The 2,857-nt window shown below is 70.2% G+C and carries 3 protein-coding genes; all 3 read left to right on the forward strand.

Features of this window, described 5'->3' with window-relative positions; genetic code table 11:
* Window positions 1-388 precede the first annotated feature (388 nt).
* Complete coding sequence (locus EGJ34_RS21180; protein ID WP_125362381.1) at window positions 389-586, forward strand: zinc-finger domain-containing protein; 198 nt, start codon at window positions 389-391, stop codon at window positions 584-586.
* A gap of 16 nt (window positions 587-602) precedes the next feature.
* Entirely contained in the window at window positions 603-1,715 is a 1,113-nt protein-coding gene (locus EGJ34_RS21185) for a glycosyltransferase (RefSeq protein WP_125362382.1), read from the forward strand.
* Window positions 1,705-2,857 (forward strand): O-antigen ligase family protein (locus EGJ34_RS21190; protein ID WP_148100549.1); only part of this gene is annotated, 1,153 nt, incomplete at its 3' end. The genes EGJ34_RS21185 and EGJ34_RS21190, both read left to right, overlap by 11 nt.

Here is a 2,857-nt window from a genome sequence, read left to right on the forward strand (position 1 = left end):
GGCAAAGGCCAGCGCAAGCGGCAGCACGGCGTGGCGGGCAGGGCGGCGGTAAGGCAGGGTCATGCACGGTTCTCCCGGTGGGACAGGCAGCAGGGCAAAGCCCGCATCGGCGACCTGAGACAGGCGACACCGCGCCGGCGGCCTTGAGGCCGTCGGTGGGGCGGTGCCGGTCCGGTGGGGGTCGGGCCGTGCGATCGGGTTGTGATCGGAACGGACCGATCCTGCAACACCCTGCGCCGCGCCGCAAGTGAAATTAGTTCGATCTAAACCCGGCAAAAACGCAAATCGGGCGGCTGCACGGCAAACCCGGGCAGCGCCGGGCCACGCCGTGACAACGGCCCCGGGTGCTAGAATCGCGGTCCTCGCACCTCCACTTCCGTATTCCGCCATGAGCCATACCGCCACCGCGCCCGCCAATGCCGAGAAGCGCTACACCGTGCACCGCAGCGACCTGCCGCTGAGCTGCCCGACGCCGGAGATGGCGCTGTGGAACTCGCATCCGCGCGTGTACCTGCCGATCGAAGACGAGCCCAACTGCGAAGCGCAGTGCCCGTACTGCGGTTCGGTGTTCGTGCTGGCTGACTGAGCAGGTTCGCCCGATCGTGCGCCGGTTGACCGTGGTGCAGCTGCTGCCGGCGCTGCACTCCGGCGGGGTCGAACGCTCCACCCTTGAGATTGCCGCCGCCCTGGTCGCGGCCGGACACCGCGCGATCGTGGTGTCGGCCGGTGGCCGTCTGGTCGAACCGCTGCTGGCCAGCGGGGCCGAACACCTCAGCCTGGACATCGGGCGCAAGTCGCTGTGGACGCTGCGCCATGTGCGCGCGCTGCGCGACCTGTTCGCGCAGACCGGAGCCGACATCGTGCATGCGCGATCGCGCCTGCCGGCGTGGCTGGGACTGTACGCCGTGCGCAACCTGCCGGCCGAACGCCGTCCGCATTGGGTGACCACCGTGCACGGCCTCAACTCGCCGGGCCGCTACAGCGCGGTGATGACCAGCGGCGAACGGGTCATCTGTGTCTCCAACACCGTGCGCGAGTTCGTGCGCGAGCACTACCCCTCGGTCGCACCCGAACGCCTGCAGGTCATCCCGCGGGGTGTGGACGTCGCCCAGTTTCCGCGCGTGGGCCGGCAGGACCGGCGTGCGCGCCTGGCGGTCGCCGCGCAGCATCCTGCGCTGGCCGGCGATGCTCCCCTGCTGCTGCTGCCGGGCCGTGGTACGCGGCTGAAAGGACACCACCATGCCCTGGCTCTGCTTGCCGGACTGCACGGCGCTGGCGTTCCTGCGCGGCTGTGGATGCCGGGCACGCGCGAGCCCGGCCGTGAACGTTATGTGGCCGAGATCGAAGCACAGGCGCAGCAGCTGGGCGTCGCAGGGGAGGTGCTGATGACACCCCCCACCTCACGCATCGCCGAGGCCTATGCGGCCAGCGACCTGGTGCTGCAGCTGTCAGACAAGCCCGAGGCGTTTGGCCGCACCGTCGTGGAAGCGGTATCGGTAGGCCGACCTGTACTGGGCTGGAACCACGGGGGCGTGGGCGAGCTGCTGACACAGCTGCAACCGTCTGGCGCGGTACCCTTGGGGGACGCCCCGGCGCTGCTGGCGCGCGCGCAGCAGTTGCTGGCGCAGGCGCCCGCGCTGCCTACGCGAATTCCGTTCACTCTGCAGGCGATGCAACGTGACACGCTCCAGCTTTACACCCGACTTGCCGGTTGAATCCAACGCCCCTGCGGGAACGCCGGGCGCGCGTGCCGGGCGCTGGGCTCCTTGGTGGGTCATCGCCTTTGTCGCACTGTGGCCACTGCCCGGTCTTGCCGAGGGCGTGCTGGTGCTCGGTGCGCTGTACGCGGCTGTGCGCATGGTGCAGCTGCGTCTGCAGGGCAAACAGCGGATGCTGAGCAGCCCGGCCTGGGCCCTGACCAGCATCCTGTTCCTGGGCTACTGGTTGCCGCAGGCGTTTTCCGCATTCGATGCCATCGATCCCTCTGAAGCCTGGCGCAAAGCGGCGGCCGGGCTGCGCTACCTGCCGTTCATGTGGCTGGTCGCCATCGCGATGGCCACGCCGCAGCGCCGCGCGCTTACGCTGGGGGGCATCGCCGTCATTACCGGGGTGTGGACGCTCGACGCGCTGGCCCAGGCGGCATTCGGGACCAGCCCGTTGTTCTGGTCGCTCGATCAGTTGAAGTGGGCGGTGAGCGGCCACGGCTTCTGCACGCCGCAGGAGGTGGCCGCGGCCGACCGGCTGAGCGGCGTGCTGGGCCCGTGCAATCTGAAGTTCGGCCAGGTCCTGGCCAGCCTGTCGCCCTTCCTGTTGTTCGCCGTTGCCCGTCGCGCCGGCGCGTGGGGCTGGGTGGTGACCGCCGCTCTGGTGGGCGTGGTGCTGGTGCTGGCCGGTTCGCGAGCGTCGTGGATCACCTATGCGCTGGTGTTGGCGTTCTCCGGCTGGCGGCTGCTGGGCACGCGCGGCCTGCTGGTCTGCGTGGTGCTGGGGCTGGTGGCGGTGGTGGGCTTGTCGCTGGCGTCCACCCAGGTGCGCGAGCGCATCACCCGCACTGCCATGGCCTGGGACGGAGAAGGTGACGGGGTCAACCAGGCCTTGTCGGGTCGCGGGCAGATCTGGGCCGCCGCCGGGTGCATGATTGAAGAACACCCCATCAACGGCGTGGGCGCGCGCGGCTTCCGCGACGCATACCCTGCGTGCCAGCCCGAGGCCGCGCAGCCGGCCGTGTGGGGCGAAGGACCGGCCTTGCACGCGCATCAGATCGTGCTGGAAATCCTTGCCGAAACCGGCGTGCTGGGCCTGCTGCTGTGGCTGGCGGCTGCGGCGCAGGCCTGGCGTGCCTGGCGCTTCGCACCGC

This window comes from Stenotrophomonas sp. 278 (assembly GCF_003935715.1).
Taxonomy (GTDB): domain Bacteria; phylum Pseudomonadota; class Gammaproteobacteria; order Xanthomonadales; family Xanthomonadaceae; genus Stenotrophomonas; species Stenotrophomonas maltophilia_AH.